Genomic DNA, 17331 nt, shown 5'->3' with positions numbered 1-17331 from the left:
GCTACTGCTCGGTTCAGCCGATCAGGCTGCGCAGCACGTACTGCAGGATGCCGCCGTTGCGGTAGTAGTCCGCCTCACCGGGGGTGTCGATGCGCACGACCGCGTCGAACTCCTTGTCACCGGCCTTGACCTTGACGGTCTTGGGGGTGCGGCCCTCGTTGAGCTCGGTCACGCCGGTGATGGAGAAGGTCTCCTCGCCGGTCAGGCCGAGGGAGTCGGCGTTCTCGCCCTCCGGGAACTGCAGCGGCAGGACGCCCATGCCGATCAGGTTCGAGCGGTGGATGCGCTCGTAGGACTCGGCGATGACGGCCTTGACGCCGAGCAGCGCGGTGCCCTTGGCGGCCCAGTCGCGGGACGAGCCGGAGCCGTACTCCTTGCCGGCCAGGACGACCAGCGGGGTGCCGGCGGCCTGGTAGTTCTGCGAGGCGTCGTAGATGAACGACACCGGGCCGTCGGCCTGGGTGAAGTCGCGGGTGTAGCCGCCCTCGGTGCCCGGCGCGATCTGGTTGCGCAGGCGGATGTTGGCGAAGGTGCCGCGGATCATGACCTCGTGGTTGCCACGGCGCGAGCCGTAGGAGTTGAAGTCACGCTTCTCCACACCGTGCTCGGTGAGGTACTGCGCCGCCGGGGTGCCCGGCTTGATGTTGCCGGCCGGGGAGATGTGGTCGGTGGTGACCGAGTCGCCCAGCTTGGCCAGGACGCGGGCACCGGCGATGTCGGTCACCGGGCTCGGGGTCTTGGCCATGCCCTCGAAGTACGGGGGCTTGCGGACGTAGGTGGACTCGGCGTCCCACTCGAAGGTGTTGCCGGTCGGGACCGGGAGCGACTGCCAGCGGTGGTCGCCGGCGAAGACGTCCTGGTAGCCCTTGTCGAACATGTCCTGGTCGATGGAGCCGGCGACGACGTCGGCGACCTCCTGCTCGGACGGCCAGATGTCGGCGAGGAAGACGTCGTTGCCGTCGGCGTCCTGGCCCAGGGCGTCCTTGGTGATGTCGACGTTCATGTTGCCGGCGAGGGCGTAGGCGACCACCAGCGGCGGGGAGGCCAGGTAGTTCATCTTGACGTCGGGGTTGATCCGGCCCTCGAAGTTGCGGTTGCCGGAGAGCACCGAGACGACGGCCAGGTCGGACTCGTTGACCGCGGCCGAGACCTCCTCGGGCAGCGGGCCCGAGTTGCCGATGCAGGTGACGCAGCCGTAGCCGACCAGGTTGAAGCCCAGCTTCTCCATGTACGGGAGCAGGCCGGCCTTCTCGTAGTAGTCCATGACGACCTTGGAGCCGGGCGCCAGGGTGGTCTTGACCCAGGGCTTGACCGTCAGGCCCTTCTCCACGGCCTTCTTCGCCAGCAGGGCGGCGCCCAGCATGACGGAGGGGTTGGAGGTGTTGGTGCAGGAGGTGATCGAGGCGATCACGACCGCGCCGTTGTCGATGGTGTACGACGAGCCGTCGGGGGCGGTGACGGCGGTCGGCTTCGAGGCCTCCGCCGAGTAGGTCGGCAGCGCCTCGGCGAACTTCGACGCGGCCTCGGCCAGGATCACGCGGTCCTGCGGACGCTTCGGGCCGGAGATCGACGGGACGACGGTGGAGACGTCCAGCTCCAGGTACTCGGAGTAGACCGGCTCGACCGACGGGTCGTGCCAGAGGCCCTGCTCCTTGGCGTACGCCTCGACCAGGGCGAGCTGCTGCGCGTCGCGGCCGGTGAGCTTCAGGTAGTTGATGGTCTCGGCGTCGATCGGGAAGATCGCGCAGGTCGAGCCGAACTCCGGCGACATGTTGCCGATGGTGGCGCGGTTGGCCAGCGGGATGGCGCCGATGCCGTCGCCGTAGAACTCGACGAACTTGCCGACCACACCGTGCTTGCGCAGCATCTCGGTGATGGTGAGCACCAGGTCGGTGGCGGTGGTGCCGGACGGCAGCTGGCCGGTCAGCTTGAAGCCGACGACGCGCGGGATCAGCATGGAGACCGGCTGGCCGAGCATCGCGGCCTCGGCCTCGATGCCGCCGACGCCCCAGCCCAGCACGCCCAGGCCGTTGACCATGGTGGTGTGCGAGTCGGTGCCGACGCAGGTGTCCGGGTAGGCCTGGCCGCCGCGGACCATGATCGTGCGGGCCAGGTGCTCGATGTTCACCTGGTGGACGATGCCGGTGCCCGGCGGGACGACCTTGAACTCGTCGAACGCGGTCTGGCCCCAGCGCAGGAACTGGTAGCGCTCCTTGTTGCGGCCGTACTCGATCTCGACGTTCTGGACGAAGGCGTCCGGGGTGCCGAACTTGTCGGCGATGACGGAGTGGTCGATGACCAGCTCGGCCGGGGCCAGCGGGTTGATCTTGGCCGGGTCGCCGCCCAGCTCCTTGACGGCCTCACGCATGGTGGCGAGGTCGACCACGCACGGCACACCGGTGAAGTCCTGCATGATCACGCGGGCCGGGGTGAACTGGATCTCCTGGCTCGGCTGGGCGTCGGCGTCCCAGTTGCCGAGGGCACGGATGTGGTCGGCGGTGATGTTGGCGCCGTCCTCCGTGCGGAGCAGGTTCTCCAGCAGCACCTTGAGGCTGTAGGGCAGCCGCCCGGAACCCTCGACGGCGGAGAGCTTGAAGATCTCGTACGACTCGTCGCCCACCTGCAGCGAGCTGCGGGCGTCGAAGCTGTTCGCGGACACGACTGACTCCTTCTAGGTGCTTCGTGCGGTATCCGGCCGCCACGGTGGTAAGGTCAGCCTTACTTAGGCTTACCTTGCCCGCACCGCCGGTGAGCGCCTCTCGGCAAGTATCTTGATGTCGAGATATATCGTAAGGGGCAGTTATCTCGATGTCGAGATAAACCATAGTGCATGGCGCCGCCGGCACCACCTCAGGCATGCCCCTGAAACTGTCCTACCGCGTGGGGAGGGTCCGGCGCGCGTCGGGGGCGGGTCCGGGGCCCGATCAGTGGGTGTCCGGGGCGCGATCAGCGGGCGTCCGGGCCGCTCCCGGGGTCGGAGTCGCGGCGCTTGCGCTCCAGCCGGATCAGCCAGACGGCCCCGGCCACCACGGCCGCGGCCAGCAGCAGGACGGCCACCAGGCTGCCGTCCGAGCCACCCGGAGCGGGGGCGATGTCGGCGAGCAGGGCGGCGGTCGGGGGGACGGTCGTCACGGGGACTCCTCGGTGGATGCGGGAACGGGTGTCGGGAACGTCGGCGTCGTCGGGGGTGCCGGGGGTGCCGGGGGTGTTGGTGGCGCCGGGGGTGTCGAGAGCACAGCGGCGGGCGGCGCCGGGGCGGGGTCCGGCACGGCGGCCCGGGGCTCCCCCAGGCCGAGGACGAGCATCAACAGGACGGGGAACTCCAGATAGGCGTGGTAGCTGGCCAGCGCCGCGTACACCGTCCGGCCCTGCGCGTAGTCGGCCGCGAACAGCACCGCGAGCAGTCCGCCCACGGCCACGCCCAGCAACCAGGCCCGCCCGCCCCGCAGCGCCGGTACCCGCCGCTCGAACGCCCCGGTCGCATCCGGCGCGTACCGCGGCAGGAACCAGACCCAGACCACGTAGTGCATCGTCTGGAGGAAGGCGAACACCGCCAGGAAGCGCAGACCCACGCCCGGCGTCAGCCAGGCCGGCGGCGTGTACGCGACCGCGAGCCGCGCGGTCCAGCCCGTCCCCGGCGCCGGCCCGCCGTCCAGCCCGCCGTCCAGCGCCCCGGACAGCAGCACCGCCGGCACCACCAGCACCCAGCCGCACTGCAGGGCCAGGAACAGCGCCCGGCCCCGCACCAGGCGGCGCGACCACTCCCACAGGAACAGCAGCGGCACCACGTTGTGCAGGTGCGCCAGCACCACGAAGTGGTACGCCGGGAACGCCAGCGACCCGGCCGCCGCCCCCACCAGCACCGCCCCGCTCCCGGCCAGCAGCAGCGGACGCCCGCGCAGCCCCGACCGGCATGCGGCCGCGAGCAGTCCGTAGGCCAGCAGGATCTCGGCCGCCTGGGCCGCCGGACGCGGCACCAGCGAGGGCGGCACCAGCCGGCAGAAGACGATGCCGGTCACCAGCACCAGCAGCAGCCGCAGCAGCGGACCGGCCAGCACCGCGGCGAACCGGCCGGCCACGTAGCGCAGCTCCAGCACGTTGTGCAGCACCCCGAACAGCGCCAGGCCCAGCACCGCCAGGCCGGCCGGGGCGCGCAGCGCCAGGACCAGCGCCGCGGCCGCCGCCAGGACGAACCCGGCCTGCGGGGCCGCGCCGAGCCGTACGCCGCCGGGGGCGGTGGATCCGTCGCTCCCCGGGGCGGCGGTGCCGTCGGGGGCGGTGGGTCCGGCGTCGTCCGGGCCGGTGCGCGCCGTGCTGGACGGGCGCGCCGGCGGGCCCTGGCTCGGGCCGTCCGCGATCGCGATGGCCACGCTCCCCCTCCCCGTGGCACGATCTCCGCCGTGCCCTATCCGTCGGCCCTCACCCTCACCCTGCTGGTCGAGGCACCGCTGTACACCGTGGCCCTCGTCCGGGCCGGCGGGGTCCGCCCGGCCCGCGCCGCGACGGCCGCCGTCCTGGTCAACCTGGCCACGCACCCGCTGCTCTGGTGGTCCGTGAGCCACCGCACCGGCGGGACCGCCGCAGCGTACTGGACCGCCTTCGCGGTCGGCGAGGCCGCCGTCTGCGCGACCGAGGCGGCACTGCTGCGCCCGCTCGCCGGGCTGCGCCTGCGCGGGCCGCTGCCCTGGGCCCTCGCCGGGACGGCCAACGCCGCCTCGATGCTGGCGGGGCTGCTCGCCGGCCTGCTGGGCGCGGCGCGGTGGTGACCCGGCACCCGCCGCCCGGGTCACCGCCGGCGGAGCCTCCGGTGGACCGCCCGGGTACCGTGGCCGGTGACTTGACGTGCCGGACGGGCCGGGACAGGACGGGGGCCTACTGATGATCGTGGTGGATGCGTCCGCGCTGGTGCTCGCGCTGGCCGACGAGGGCGAGCGCGGGGAGGCGGCCCGGGCCGAACTCGCCGCCGGCGGCGAGTGGGTGGCCCCCGAGCACATCGTCATCGAGGTGATGCAGTCGCTGCGCGGCCTCTACCTCGCCAAGGAGCTGACCGCCGAGCGGGTTGGCGAACTCGCCGCGCAACTGCCGGGGTTGGCCATCCGCAAGGTCGAGGTCGCACCCCTGCTCGGCCGGATCTGGGAGCTGAAGGACAACCTCACGCCCGATGACGCCGCCTACGTCGCGGTCGCCGAGCAGTTCGGCGCGCCGCTGGTCACCGCGGACCTGCGCCTGATGCGGGCCAGCGGGCCGCGCTGCGAGATCCGGGGAATCCACCGCTCGACCGGCTGAGCCGGGCGCGGGCCCGGGGTGCCCGCGAGGCACGGGGCCAAGGGGCTCCGCTTCGGTTGTCCGCTTCGGGGGACCGGCCTCGGAAGACCGGCCTGGAGACCGGCCTCGGGAAGGGTGTCCGCCGGGGCCGGACGGCGTTGAGCAGGGCGTCCCGCCGTACCGCCTCCGGAAGGTCCGCCGATGTCCGCGCCGCTCGCCGCCGCCCTGCTCCCGCTCGCCCTGCTGGCCCCCACCGCGACCGGCCCCTCGCGCCCGGCCGACCCGCCGGGCCGGGTCTCACCGGCCTCGCCGGTCTCCGTCGTGGAGGCCGACTTCGATCCGGCGACGGCTTTCGTCCCCCCGACCGCGATCAGCCACGCGCCGGACCTCGTCCCGTACGGCTCGCACGTCCGGGTGGTCGTCGACCGTTCGTTCCCCGGGCGGACGGTGCTGACCGTCACCGTGGCCGGGGTCGCCGCGGACCACGCGTTCCCGGCCCACCTGCACACCGGCTCCTGCGGGGCCGACCCGGCCGCCTCCGGCCCGCACTACCAGGACGCGGTGGACCCGGTGCGGCCCTCCACCGACCCGGCCTACGCCAACGACCGCAACGAAATGCGGCTGACGCTGCGCACCGACTCACGGGGCGGCGGCACGGCGGCCACGGCGGCGGCCTGGCAGCCGCGGCCGGGCGAGGCCCGCTCGCTGGTCCTGCACGCCGGCACCCCGGCCGGCCCGCACGGCGCGGGCGACCGGGCCGCCTGCGTGAAGCTGGAGCCGTGAGCTCCGGGAGATCGGGGAGGCCTGGGAGCTCTGGGAACTCTGGGAACTCTGGGAGGTGCGGGAGGCTCGGGAGGCCGTGACACCGGGGCCGGGCGGCCGGGGAGGTCAGGCTCCGAGGGTCGCGACCAGCACGGCCTTGATGGTGTGCAGCCGGTTCTCCGCCTGGTCGAACACGACGGAGTGCGCCGACTCGAACAGCTCGTCGGTGCACTCCAGCTCGGTCATCCCGGTCGCCTCGTACATCTGCCGGCCGAGCACCGTGCCGAGGTCGTGGAAGGCCGGCAGGCAGTGCAGGAACTTCACGGCCGGGTTGCCGGTGGCCCGGACGGTGTCCATCGACACCTGGTACGGCTTGAGCAGCTCGATCCGCTCCGCCCAGACCTCCTTGGGCTCGCCCATCGAGACCCAGACGTCGGTGTAGAGGAAGTCGGCGCCGGCCACGCCCGCGTCGACGTCCTCGGTGAGGGTGATCCGGGCGCCGCTGGTCGCGGCGAGCCCCTCCGCGGCCTTCAGCACCTCCTCGGCGGGCCAGAGCGCCCGGGGCGCGACGATCCGGATGTCCATGCCGAGCAGGGCGCCGGTGACCAGCAGTGAGTTGCCCATGTTGGAGCGGGCGTCGCCGAGGTAGGCGAGGGCCACCTCGGTGAGCGGCTTGGCGGTGTGCTCCCGGACGGTCAGCACGTCGGCGAGCATCTGGGTCGGGTGCCACTCGTCGGTGAGGCCGTTCCAGACCGGGACGCCGGCGTACGCGGCCAGCTCCTCGACGATCTCCTGCCCGTGGCCCCGGTACTCGATACCGTCGAACATCCGGCCCAGCACCCGCGCGGTGTCCTTGATCGACTCCTTGTGGCCGATCTGCGAGCCGGACGGGTCCAGGTAGGTGGTGGTGGCGCCCTGGTCGTGGGCGGCCACCTCGAACGCGCAGCGCGTCCGGGTGGAGGTCTTCTCGAAGATCAGCGCGATGTTCTTGCCCCGCAGCCGGGGCTGCTCGGCACCCGCGTACTTCGCCGCCTTGAGCTGGGCGGCGAGGTCCACCAGGAAGCGGAACTCCTGGGCCGTGAAATCGAGCTCCTTGAGGAAGTGCCTGTTCCGGAGGTTGAACGCCATGCCGGGCTCCTGGGGTGACGTGGACGGACCGCGAAGCGGCAATTGTATACGATACTCGGAATTTGTATGCAGAGAGCCGCTGTCGGACGTCCTACCCCGACGCCGACGGGTACTTCCCCTACGAGCAGGGCAGCACCTAGCGAGGTGCCGGAAACGGGGCGGGCCCTGCGGTGGTCACCGCAGGGCCCGCCCCCGGTCGGCGGCGTCGCCGACCGGCGGGACAGTTCCGCATCGGGACAGTGGCGCGTCGGGCCGGTCAGAGGCGGGGGTCCACCGGCTCCGACTCCAGGGCGAGCACGGCGAACACCGGCTCGTGCACCCGCCAGAGCGGCTCGCCCGCCGCCAGCCGGTCGAGCGCCTCCAGCCCCAGCGCGTACTCACGCAGCGCCAGCGAGCGCTTGTGCCCGAGGAACCGCTGCCGCAGCTGGTCCAGGTACTCGGTGTAGTCCGGGCCGTAGATGATCCGCAGGTACTCGCGGCCGCGCACCTTCACCCCGGGCTGAACCAGCCCGCCCGGACGGCCCGGCCCCGCCCCGACACGGACCAGCGACGCCAGCGGCTTGACCACCATGCCCTCGCCGCCGGCCCCGGTGAGCTCCTCCCACCAGGCGACACCCGCGGCGACCGACGCCTGGTCGGCGGTGTCCACCACCAGCCGGCCGGTCCGGTGCAGCACCGGGGCCTGCGGCTCGGCCGCGTGGTCGGCGTCGACCAGCCGGTCGATCCGGGCCAGGTGCTCGTCGTGCGGGCGCACCGCCAGGTTCGCCCCCTCGGCCGCCAGCAGCTGGAACGGCGCCAGCCGGATCCCGGCGAGCCCCTCGGTCGGCCAGCAGTAGCGCCGGTACGCCTCGGTGAACGCCTGCGCGTCCGCCGCGCGCTGCCGCTGGCGGGCCGTCAGCTCGCCCAGGTCGAGCCCGCGCCCGGCCGCCCGGTCCAGCGCCGCGATCACCTGCGGCAGCGCCGCACCGGCCGCCGCGCCGACCGCCGCGTACTGACGGCGCAGCAGGTCCGTGGCCTTGAGCGACCACGGCATCAGCTCCGCGTCCAGCAGCAGCCAGCCGGTGGCCAGCTCGTCGAACAGGCCGGAGCGCTCGGCCGCGGCCCGCACCCGGTCCAGGACGGCGGCCGTGAGGCTGTCGTCGCCGAGGAACGCACGGCCGGTCCGGGTCCAGATCGCACCCGGCCCGGCCAGGCCGAACCGCTTCTCCAGCGCTCCGGCGTCCCGGGCGACCAGCACCACCGCGCGGGAGCCCATGTGCTTCTCCTCGCAGACCACCTCGCGCACGCCGTCCTCGCGGTAGGCGGCGAAGGCCTCCTCGGGGTGTTCGAGGTAGCCCGGTCGGCGGGAGGTCGCGCTCGGCGCCATGGTCGGCGGCAGGTAGGCGAGCAGCCGCGGATCGATCGCGAACCGGCTCATCACCTCCAGCGCCGCCGCCGCGTTCTCCTCCCGCACGGCGATCCGGCCGTGCAGCGCGGTCTCCACCACCCGGCGGCCCGCCACGTCGGCGAGGTCCAGCGGACGGCCCTCGCGCGCGCCCGGCGCGTCCGCCTTCAGCGGCCGGACCGGCGCGTACCACTCCTGTTCGGCCTCCACCGACACCAGCTCCCGCTCCGGGTAGCGCAGCGCGGTGAGGCTGCCGCCGAAGACGCAGCCGGTGTCCAGGCAGATGGTGTTGTTGAGGAAGCTCGCCACCGGCACCGGCGTGTGTCCGTAGACCACCATCGCCTTGCCCCGGTACTCCTCCGCCCACGGGTAGCGCACCGGCAGGCCGTACTCGTCGGTCTCGCCGGTGGTGTCCCCGTACAGCGCGTGCGAACGGACCCGGCCGGAGGCCCGGCCGTGGTACTTCTCCGGCAGACCGGCGTGGCAGACCACCAGCGCGCCGCCGTCCAGCAGGTAGTGGCTGACCAGGCCGCGCATGAACGCCCGAACCTCGGCGCGGAACTCCTCCGACTCCCCCGCCAGCTGGTCCAGCGACTCCTGCAGGCCGTGCGAGACGGTGACCTTCTTGCCGTCCATCGACCGGCCGAGCTTGTTCTCGTGGTTGCCCGGCACGCAGAGCGCGTGCCCGGCGGCGACCATGCCCATCACCAGGCGCAGCACGCCCGGCGTGTCCGGGCCGCGGTCGACCAGGTCGCCGACGAAGACGGCCGTCCGGCCCGCGGGGTGCGCGGCGTCCACCGCGCGGCCCGCGTCGTCCCGGGTGAGCACGTAGCCGAGCCGGGTGAGCAGGGTCTCCAGCTCGGAGCGGCAGCCGTGGATGTCGCCGACGATGTCGAACGGGCCGGTGAGGTGGCGCAGGTCGTTGAAGCGCTTCTCCGGCACGACCTCGGCGGCCGCGACCTCGGCCTCGCCGCGCAGGATGTGCACCTTGCGGAAGCCCTCGCGCTCCAGGCCGCGCAGCGAACGGCGCAGCTCGCGGTTCTGGCGCGGGATCACGTGGGCGGGCAGCTGGCGGTCCGGACGGGTGCGGTTGCGCTCGGCGCAGACGCCCGGCGGGACGTCCAGCACGATCGCGATCGGCAGCACGTCGTGCTCGCGGGCGATCCGGACCAGCTGCTTCCGGGCCTCCGGCTGGACGTTGGTGGCGTCCACGACGGTGAGCCGGCCGGCGGCGAGGCGCTTGCCGACGATGTAGTGCAGCACGTCGAAGGCCTCGGCGGAGGCGGACTGGTCGTTCTCGTCGTCGGCCACCAGGCCGCGGCAGAAGTCGGAGGAGACCACCTGGGTGGGCAGGAAGTGGCGGCGGGCGAAGGTGGACTTGCCGGCGCCGCTGGTGCCGATCAGGACGACGAGGGAGACGTCGGTCACCGGGAGGCGGCGGGGCCGGGCGGGGGTCGCTTCGGCTGTCGGCTCGGCGGGCGCTTCGGTGGGCGGAGCGGCGGTGGGCGTCGCGTCGGTTGGTGCGTCGGCGGTGGGTGCGTCGGCGTCCGGGGCGTCGGTGGCGTCCGGGGGCAGTGCGTCGTCGGTCATCGGGTCTCGCCCCCTTCGGGCGTCGTGGTGGTGTCGGTGGACGTGCGATCGGTGAACGTGCGGTCGTCGGTGGCCGTGCTGTCGTGGGTGGGTGTGGGGTCGGCGGTGGGTGTCGGCGCCGGTTCCGGTGCGGTGCCGATCCGGAACAGGGCGAGCTGGGTCGGCGCGCCCACCTCGGCGTCCTCCGGCCCGACCGGGCGGATCACCGCGGTGTAGCCGTACGTCGCCGCCACCCGCTCGGCCCAGGACCGGAACTGCGCGCGGTCCCACTCGAACCGGTGGTCGGCGTGCCGGACGTGCCCGGCCGGCAGGCTCTCCCAGCGGACGTTGTACTCGACGTTCGGCGTGGTCACGACCACCGCCGACGGCCGGGCCGCCCCGAACACGGCGTACTCCAGCGCCGGCAGCCTGGGCAGGTCCAGGTGCTCGATCACCTCGCAGAGCACCGCCGCGTCGAAGCCCTTCAGCCGCGCGTCCGTGTACGTCAGCGCACCCTGGACCAGCCGCACCCGGGCCGCCTGGCGCTCCGACATCCGCTCCAGCCGCAGCTTGCGCGCGGCCGCGGACAGCGCCCGCGCGGACACGTCCACACCGAGCACCTCGGTGAACCGGGCGTCCTTGAGGAGCGCGCCGACCAGTTCGCCCTGCCCGCAGCCCAGGTCGGCCACCCGTGCCGCGCCGACCTCGCCCAGGGCGGCCAGGATCGCCGCCCGGCGCTGGTCGGCCAGCGAGGCCTTCCGCTCGGCGGCCGGCTCCGGCTGCTCCGGCCGGCCGTCGCCCACGGCGGCCGCGGCGGCCGTGCCCGAGGCGGCGGCGTCCACGGCTTCGTCGACGGAGTCGTCCGCGGAGTCGTCGACCGCGTTGTCGATCTCCTCGACCTCGCGGTCGTCGGCCTCCGCCAGCCGGGCCAGCTCCAGGCGCTCCATCGCCCGCCGGGTGAGCGCCCAGCGGCGCGACAGGTAGCGGCGCGCGATCAGCGCCTGCTCGGGGTGGTCGGCGAGCCAGCCCGCGCCCGCGGCGAGCAGCTTGTCGACCTCGTCCGGGGCGACCCAGTAGTGCTTTGCGCCGTCGAGCACCGGCAGCAGCACATACAGCTGCTGGAGCGCGTCGGCGAGCCGGACCTCCGTCCCGGCCAGCTCCAGCCGGACGTAGCGCGACTCGCCCCACTCCGGGAACGCCTCGTCCAACGGGATCGCCGACGCCTCGACCTGCCAGCCCAGCGGCTCGAACAGCCGGGCCGCCATCGCCGGGCCGCCGCTCTCGCCGGCACCGTTGGCGGGCACGGCGGGCAGCGAGATCCGCAGCGGCCGCGGAACCTCGGCGAGCCCCGGGCGAGCCTCGCAGACGCCCTTCATCGCCGTGCGGAACACCGTCCGCAGAGCGACCGCGAGCAGCGAGGACGCGGCGTAGGGGCGGTCGTTGACGTACTGGGCGAGGGCGAAGTCCGGCGAGCCGCCCCGACCCTTGCCCCGCCCCTTGCGGACCAGCGCGATCGGGTCGATGTCGAGCAGGAGCGCAGCCGTGCAGAGCTCGTCGCCCGCCTCCGGGTAGAAGACGTGCGCCTCGCCGTGCGACGTCGAGAAGCGCTGGACCTTGCCCGGGTGCTTGTGCAGCAGGAAGCCGAGGTCGGAGGCCGGGCTCTCGGCGGTGCCGGTGGTGGAGATCGACATGAACACCTGCCCGAGTATCGCCGAGCGGCGGCCCGGTGGGCACCAGGTTTTGTCCGGCCCCGGAACCGCCGCGTCACCCGCGGGCGCCCTGTCCGCTCGGTGAGCGTGTTCGGCAGCGGCGGCCCGCATTCGTTAACGTGCACGATGTGACTGCAGAATCCACCTCCCTCGCAAGCGGCGCCGTCGCCGCAGGTCTGGCCACCATCGCCGCCGACGGCACCGTCCTCGACACCTGGTTCCCCGCCCCCGCACTGGCCGCCGAGCCGGGCCCGGCCGGCACCGTCCGCCTGACCGCCGAGCAGGCCGAGGCCGAGCTGGGCGCCGGCGCCACCGAGACGCTGCGCGCCGACGCCCGCCGCGGTGTCGAGGTGGTCGCCGTGCGCACCACCATCGCCTCGCTGGACGAGAAGCCGATCGACGCGCACGACGCGTACCTGCGGCTGCACCTGCTCAGCCACCGCCTGGTGAAGCCGCACGGCCAGAACCTGGACGGCGTCTTCGGCCTGCTCGCCAACGTCGCCTGGACCAGCATCGGCCCGGTGCCGGTGGACAAGGTCGAGCAGGCCCGCCTGGCCGTCCGCGCCCAGGGCGGCCAGCTCGCCGTGTACGGGATCGACAAGTTCCCGCGGATGACCGACTACGTCGCCCCGTCGGGCGTGCGCATCGCCCACGCGGACCGTGTCCGGCTCGGCGCCCACCTGGCGCCCGGGACCACCGTGATGCACGAGGGCTTCGTCAACTTCAACGCCGGCACCCTGGGCACCTCCATGGTCGAGGGCCGGATCAGCGCGGGCGTCGTGGTCGGTGACCACAGCGACATCGGCGGCGGCGCCTCGATCATGGGCACCCTCTCCGGCGGCGGCAAGCAGGTTGTGTCGGTCGGCGAGCGCTGCCTGCTCGGCGCCAACGCCGGCATCGGCATCTCGCTCGGCAACGACTGCGTCGTCGAGGCCGGCCTGTACGTCACGGCCGGCACCCGGGTGACCACCCCGGACGGCAAGGTGGCGAAGGCCGTCGAGCTGTCCGGCCAGGACAACCTGCTCTTCCGCCGCAACTCCCAGACCGGCGCCGTCGAGGTCATCGCCCGCTCCGGCTCCTGGGGCGGCCTGAACGCCGAGCTGCACGCGCACAACTGATCCTGCCGGTAGCTCCGCGCAGGAAGGGCCTCCGTGCGGGAGGGCTTCACACGGGGCCCTCTCGTACGGGAGGGCCCCACATGGGAAGGGCCTCGGCGCCGTATCGGCGCCGAGGCCCTTGCTGTTCGCTGTTCGTTTCTGCTGTCGCGTTCCCCGGGGGCCCACCCCCCTCCCCCTCCCACCCACCTCCCCGTATCCCGTGTCATGTGGCCCCTTGCGTGTGGCCCCCGCTGTGCGGGCCCTTTCCGTGTCGCCGCTGCTGTGCGGCCCTCTCGGGCGGCCACTGCTGTGCAGCCCGGCCGCGAAGCCCCTGTCGTCTCTGCCACGCCACACGCCCTCCACCGGTGCGGGTGTGGGCGAGCGCTCGCCCACACCCGCACCGCGGGCAGTCCGGTCCCGGACGCCCCCGCCTAGCCCGGGCCGCTCGGCCGCGGCAAGCCGAGATCACCCGGGAGGCTTATCCGGAACGGGAGTTGGACCACATCGGGTGGTGGCAGGTGACCCGGCCGGAAGCGGTTCGTTGGTTGCAGCGGCGGGGCTCCGCCCGGCGGCGCGGTGCGTGCGCCGAGCCACCGCCGGCCGTTCCACCCGCTTCACACCGCACTACCGATCCGAAGAGGTCCGCTCATGTCCGAACCCCGGTCCGAGGCATCCGCCCTGCCGTCGCAGCAGCAGTCGCCCACCGACCCGTCGACGGCACCGGCCACCCCGAAGAGCCTGTTGGAGCAGCTGCAGGAGCTGCTCGCCTCGGTCACCGCCGACCTCGCCGATCTGCGGTCGTCCGGTGCCCTGGCCGCCGACGGGCCGGTCGGCGGCCCGAGTGTGACCACGACCAGCGGCACCCCCTCCGCCGGTCTCTGAGGCGGCCTCGGCGGCGGGTCGGCCGCCGTGGTCCCCGCGGCCTCCCGGCCGCCGTCCTCCGCCGCCCGCCGCACCGCCCTTCCCAGCCGGCCGACCAAGTCCTTGCACTCGGCCGCCGCGTCGACACCGTCGATGCACGTCCAGTACAGGCTCTCCGTCTCCGCACCGCAGGCCAGTACCACCAGCGTCTCCCCCGCGTCCCGCAGCAGCCCGTCGAGCTCGGCCAGCATGGGCGCCAGCGCCCCCAGCTCGGTGAGCCGCGCCGCCCGTCCGCCGGCACCCAGCGCCGACAGGGCCGAGGACTCCCCCAGGGGCTGGTCCAGGCAGCCCGCCGCATGGGATCCCGCCTCAGCCAACTGCTGCCCCAGGCCGACCAGTTCGTCGCCGTCCGGGCCCTCCAGCTCGGCCAGCCGGGCCCCGACCGCCTCGGTGAGCAGCACGGCCTGCCGTGCTTCCGCCAGCACGTCCGCCACGTTCCTGGCCTCGGCCAGGGCGTGCCGGGCCGTCTTGATCAGTCGCAGCGCCTCCATCGGCCGCCACCCCTTTCCCGCTCGCTGTCGCCGTCGGACCACGGCCGCCGCGGGGCGGTCACGTGGTCACGGCGACAGCGTGCGCCGAGGGGCGAGGCGGCGCCGCCCCCTTCCCGGAACCTGTGGAAAACCCGGGGGCTGTGGACAACTTTCGTCCCTCACAAGGGTTGGTCGCCCACGTCCGGGTTGACGTCGGGCTGCGGCGCGGGCTTCGCCCCGGGGGCGGGGAAGCGCAGTTCGTTCCGCTCGATCTTGGCGGCGAGGGCCTCCAGCGGGTCGACCTCCAGCACCGTGCAGAACTGCAGCAGGTAGGCGAGGACGTCGGCCACCTCGTCGCGGACCCGGTGCGCGCTCTCCCGGTCGGACATCACCGAGGCGGCCTGTTCGGGCGTCAGCCACTGGAAGATCTCCAGCAGCTCGCCGGCCTCCACCGACAGCGCCGCGGCGAGGTTCTTGGGCGTGTGGAAGGGCTCCCAGCTGCGCGCCGCGGCGAACTCCGTCAGCCGTCGGCGCAGGCTCTCCAGGGTCGGGTCGGCGGGTTCCGTCACTCGTTCGCTCACCCGTCCAGGTCTACCGCATCCGCCGCCGCGCCCGCCTCCCCCGCCTCCCCCGCCGGCATCACCGGCACCCCCGGCCCGGCCCCGCCGCCCGGCAGCCCCGGCCCCACGACCCCGGACTCCCCCGCCGCGCTCCGCGACGCCTGGGCCGGCACCCTGGCCGTCTCGGTGCGCAGCACGGTGTGCCCGGAGTCCGGGTCGCGCCGGCACTCGACCAGCGCGACACCCGGCGGCAGCTCGCCGTCCCCCGCGCGCGCGTCCCCGCCGAGCGCCTCCCGGGCGGCCACCGGCTCCTGCAGCGCGGCCAGCACCCGCAGCTGGTTGCGCGCGGTCATCTCGCGGGCGAGCCGTACGAGCGCGGCGGTCTGCTCGGTGCCGAGCCCGGCGCCGAGGTCCTCGGCGAGCACGGTGAGCTGCCGGTGGGCCCAGGGCACCTCGGCGGCCGGGTCGAGGTCGAGGACCGCGGCGCCGGTGAGCAGCACCGCGGCGAAGGCGAGGAGGCGCAGCATGCCGTCGGAGGCCTGGTCGGCGCCGGTGCGGCCGAGGACGCCCTCGTCGAAGACGGTGCGGACGCGCTCTGCGGCCCCGGTGCCGCGGCGGGCGAGGTCGAGTCCGAGCAGCGGGTGCGGGGCGGCGGTCTGGACGACCCGCAGCAGCTGACCGTAGCGGCGCGCGCATTCGCTGCTCAGCCGGGCGATGACGGCGGAGATGTTGGCGGCGGTGCCGACCAGCCGGGCCTGCGGGTCGGGGCGGGCCCAGCCGCGCATGAGCGCCGGTACGGGGTGGACCGGGAAGACCTCGCGCAGGGCGGTGAGGACGTGTTCGGCGGCGGCCAGCACCTTGCGTTCGCCGGGGGACGATCCGGCGACCCGCAGCGGGATCTGCGCGGTGACGAGGACGCCGTTGGGGAAGGGCGCGCGGATGTCGCCCTGCCGGGTGTCGTTGTGCCAGCTGACATTGACGCGGTGGTTGCGGAGGTCCTGTTCGCCGGTCTCGACGAGGATCCGGCCGTCCAGGGTGAGCTGCTCGCGGGCGATCCGGACCGGTCCGTCGGTGCGGACGACGACCTCCAGGCGGACCGGTCCGTCGGCGGAGCGGACGGTGCAGCCGAGGATGATCGCGTTGCGGCCGTGCGGGACGCAGCCGGCCAGGCCGCCGCGGACCGGTGTGGCGAGCGGGCCCGCCCGGCCGGGCAGGCCGTCGAGGGAGTCGGTGATCTGCTCGCCGAGGGCGAGGCGGGAGAGGACGGCGAGCGCGTCGAGGGCGTTGGACTTGCCGACGCCGGACGGACCGTGCAGCACGGTGAGCGGTGCGAGCGGCAGGGCCGCGCGCCGGTAGGACTTGAACGAGGTGAGCCGGAGCTCCTCGACGGTGGGGCGCTGCACGGGTGGCCGACCGGCGTCCGCGGTCCGCTGGAGGGGGTGGGCCGGCACGGCGGGCCGGGTGGCGTCGCGGTTCACCCGTCGGACGTTAGCCGCCGCCGGGTCGGCAGAAACGTGCCTGCCCGGCAGATTCATCCCAACGGGGTGGGCCCGGCCGCAGGGCCTCGGGCAGCTTCCCGAACGGCTCGCCGAGGGCCCGGAGCGGCCTCAGCGGCGGTAGGCGGCGACCGTCACGGAGGCGGTGACCTCGACCGGGTCGGGCAGTGCGGCGAGCCGGGCGGCCAGCTGCGCCGGGTCGGTGTGCCAGGCGCTCGGCCCCATGCCGACCACCGTGCGGACGTCGGCGGCGGAGAGCCGCAGCGTGAACTCGACCTCCTGCCGTCCGACGGGGGTGAGATGGGGGCCGAGCTTCTCGTCGATCCGGCGCTGCTTCTCCTCGTCGACCGAGAGCAGGCCGAGTGCGGTGACGAGTTCGCGCAGGTGGCGCGGGGTCGGGGAGACCAGCAGCAGGGTGGCGCCGGGGCGCAGCACGCGGCGGATCTCGGGGCCGTTGCGCGGGGCGAAGACGTTGAGCACGAGACCGGCGGAGGCGTCCTGCAGCGGCAGCGGGCGCCAGGCGTCGCAGACCACGGCGCCGATCCGGGGGTGGGCCTTGGCGGCGCGGCGCAGCGCGTACTTGGAGATGTCGAGGGCGGCGCCGGGCCGGTCGGGCAGGGCGTCGAGGACGTGGGCGAGGTAGTGGCCGGTGCCGGCGCCGAGGTCGGCGACCAGGCCTTCGGGGGCGGCCGCGACGGCTGCGGCGGTGAGGGCGTCGGCGATCGGCCGGTAGTGGCCGGCGTCGAGGAAGCCGCTGCGGGCGGCGACCATGTCGGCGGTGTCACCGGTGCCGGTGTGCGCGTCGCCGGCGAGCAGGCTGACGTAGCCCTGCTTGGCGACGTCGAAGCTGTGTCCGGCGGGGCAGCGCAGGGTGCGCCCGTCGAGGGTGAGCGCCTGCGCGCAGTGCGGGCAGGCCAGGTAGCGCTCGATGTCCTGCAGCAACGTCCGTCTTCTCTCGCCATCCGGTCGT

14 protein-coding genes are annotated in these 17331 nt (G+C 74.1%); 4 read left to right on the top strand and 10 right to left on the bottom strand.

Annotated features, from left to right (window positions below; all coding sequences use genetic code 11):
- Positions 1-13: 13 nt before the first annotated feature.
- From acnA to ACIPSC_RS05855, 3 genes are all read right to left on the bottom strand, one after another.
- Positions 14-2659, bottom strand: a complete 2646-nt coding sequence (gene acnA, locus ACIPSC_RS05865) for an aconitate hydratase AcnA (protein ID WP_400823425.1) — start codon at positions 2657-2659, stop codon at positions 14-16.
- A gap of 287 nt (positions 2660-2946) precedes the next feature.
- Entirely contained in the window at positions 2947-3132 is a 186-nt protein-coding gene (locus tag ACIPSC_RS05860) for a hypothetical protein (protein WP_400823423.1), read from the bottom strand.
- Entirely contained in the window at positions 3129-4370 is a 1242-nt protein-coding gene (locus ACIPSC_RS05855) for a hypothetical protein (RefSeq protein ID WP_400823421.1), read from the bottom strand. The genes ACIPSC_RS05860 and ACIPSC_RS05855 overlap by 4 nt, the downstream gene beginning before the upstream one ends.
- A 30-nt stretch (positions 4371-4400) precedes the next feature.
- Here ACIPSC_RS05855 and ACIPSC_RS05850 point away from each other — a divergent pair, with 30 nt between their 5' ends.
- The 3 genes from ACIPSC_RS05850 to ACIPSC_RS05840 all read left to right on the top strand — a co-directional run bounded on the left by ACIPSC_RS05850 (position 4401) and on the right by ACIPSC_RS05840 (position 6048).
- Positions 4401-4766 carry a hypothetical protein gene (locus ACIPSC_RS05850; protein WP_400823419.1) on the top strand — a complete coding sequence of 122 codons (366 nt, stop codon included), beginning with the start codon at positions 4401-4403 and terminating at the stop codon, positions 4764-4766.
- A gap of 112 nt (positions 4767-4878) precedes the next feature.
- Complete coding sequence (locus tag ACIPSC_RS05845) at positions 4879-5286, top strand: type II toxin-antitoxin system VapC family toxin (protein ID WP_400823416.1); 408 nt, start codon at positions 4879-4881, stop codon at positions 5284-5286.
- Positions 5287-5466: 180 nt separating this feature from the next.
- The gene (locus ACIPSC_RS05840; protein WP_400823414.1) at positions 5467-6048 is read left to right on the top strand and encodes a superoxide dismutase family protein; all 582 of its coding nucleotides are present in this window, start codon (positions 5467-5469) and stop codon (positions 6046-6048) included.
- Between the two features lie 105 nt (positions 6049-6153).
- Here ACIPSC_RS05840 and argF read toward each other — a convergent pair whose 3' ends face one another.
- The 3 genes from argF to ACIPSC_RS05825 form a co-directional block, all read right to left on the bottom strand.
- Positions 6154-7155, bottom strand: a complete 1002-nt coding sequence (gene argF, locus ACIPSC_RS05835) for an ornithine carbamoyltransferase (protein ID WP_400823412.1) — start codon at positions 7153-7155, stop codon at positions 6154-6156.
- A 256-nt stretch (positions 7156-7411) separates the two neighbouring features.
- Complete coding sequence (locus ACIPSC_RS05830; protein ID WP_400823410.1) at positions 7412-10129, bottom strand: polynucleotide kinase-phosphatase; 2718 nt, start codon at positions 10127-10129, stop codon at positions 7412-7414.
- The gene (locus tag ACIPSC_RS05825; protein WP_400823408.1) at positions 10126-11805 is read right to left on the bottom strand and encodes a 3' terminal RNA ribose 2'-O-methyltransferase Hen1; all 1680 of its coding nucleotides are present in this window, start codon (positions 11803-11805) and stop codon (positions 10126-10128) included. Before ACIPSC_RS05825 ends, ACIPSC_RS05830 begins: the two co-directional genes overlap by 4 nt.
- Before the next feature lie 140 nt (positions 11806-11945).
- Here ACIPSC_RS05825 and dapD point away from each other — a divergent pair, with 140 nt between their 5' ends.
- Positions 11946-12935: a 2,3,4,5-tetrahydropyridine-2,6-dicarboxylate N-succinyltransferase gene (gene dapD, locus ACIPSC_RS05820; RefSeq protein WP_400823406.1), complete on the top strand. Its 990-nt coding sequence runs from the start codon at positions 11946-11948 to the stop codon at positions 12933-12935.
- A gap of 593 nt (positions 12936-13528) precedes the next feature.
- On the opposite strand, the gene ACIPSC_RS05815 is transcribed toward dapD, so the two are convergent.
- From ACIPSC_RS05815 to ACIPSC_RS05800, 4 genes are all read right to left on the bottom strand, one after another.
- Positions 13529-14326 carry a DUF6099 family protein gene (locus tag ACIPSC_RS05815; protein ID WP_400823404.1) on the bottom strand — a complete coding sequence of 266 codons (798 nt, stop codon included), beginning with the start codon at positions 14324-14326 and terminating at the stop codon, positions 13529-13531.
- A gap of 158 nt (positions 14327-14484) precedes the next feature.
- Complete coding sequence (locus tag ACIPSC_RS05810) at positions 14485-14886, bottom strand: nucleotide pyrophosphohydrolase (RefSeq protein ID WP_400823402.1); 402 nt, start codon at positions 14884-14886, stop codon at positions 14485-14487.
- Positions 14883-16343, bottom strand: coding sequence for an AAA family ATPase (locus ACIPSC_RS05805; protein ID WP_400823399.1), 1461 nt, complete (start codon positions 16341-16343; stop codon positions 14883-14885). Before ACIPSC_RS05805 ends, ACIPSC_RS05810 begins: the two co-directional genes overlap by 4 nt.
- Before the next feature lie 129 nt (positions 16344-16472).
- Positions 16473-17303 carry a putative RNA methyltransferase gene (locus tag ACIPSC_RS05800; RefSeq protein ID WP_400823397.1) on the bottom strand — a complete coding sequence of 277 codons (831 nt, stop codon included), beginning with the start codon at positions 17301-17303 and terminating at the stop codon, positions 16473-16475.
- Positions 17304-17331 lie beyond the last annotated feature (28 nt).

The sequence above is a fragment of the Kitasatospora sp. NPDC090091 genome (genome assembly GCF_044747365.1).
Classification (GTDB): domain Bacteria; phylum Actinomycetota; class Actinomycetes; order Streptomycetales; family Streptomycetaceae; genus Kitasatospora.
Note: the sequence above shows the minus strand (reverse complement) of the source record. Positions and strands in the feature narration are given on the sequence as shown.